1 pseudogene is annotated in these 602 nt (G+C 59.8%); it reads right to left on the bottom strand.

The window, feature by feature from the left end:
* Nucleotides 1-602, bottom strand: a pseudogene (locus IFT59_RS22990) (ice nucleation-like protein); the annotation flags it as partial.

Here is a 602-nt window from a genome sequence, read left to right as displayed (position 1 = left end):
GAGGCCACCGAGAGCCTTGGCACTGATGGAAGCAATTTCCTCGGTGGAGAAAAGTGCAATTTCAGTGGAGTCCAGAGTTCCTACCTGAGCAGAGGTCAGACCAGCGATCTGCGTGCTGGTCAGCGCCGTCACCTGATCGGAAGACAGAGTGCCGAACTGGGTGGCGGACAGCGCTGCAATCTGCGTCGAGCTCAGAGCTGCGACATTGGCCGTGCTGAGCTTGGTAAGATCCAAGCCACCGATCGCCTTTTTGCTGATCGCAGCCATATCGTCGGACGAGAAGGCCGCGAGCTGGCTCGAGGACAAGGCGGCAAGCTGGGTCGAAGAAAGTCCTGCGACCTGTGTCGTGGTCAGGGCTTCCGCATTGGCTGTGGTGAGGCCGACGAGTGCGTCAGCGGAGAGGCCACCGAGAGCCTTGACACTGATGGCGGCAATTTCGTCAGTGGAGAACAATGCAATTTCTGTGGAGTCCAGCGTCCCGACCTGGGCGGAGCTCAGACCCGCGACCTGCGTGGTGCTCAGCACCGTCAGCTGATCGGAAGACATAGCGCTGAACTGGGTGGATGACAGTGCTGCAATCTGCGTCGAGCTGAGAGCTGCGA

It is taken from the genome of Rhizobium sp. CFBP 8752, from assembly GCF_014842035.1.
Lineage (GTDB): Bacteria > Pseudomonadota > Alphaproteobacteria > Rhizobiales > Rhizobiaceae > Neorhizobium > Neorhizobium soli.
Note: the sequence above shows the minus strand (reverse complement) of the source record. Positions and strands in the feature narration are given on the sequence as shown.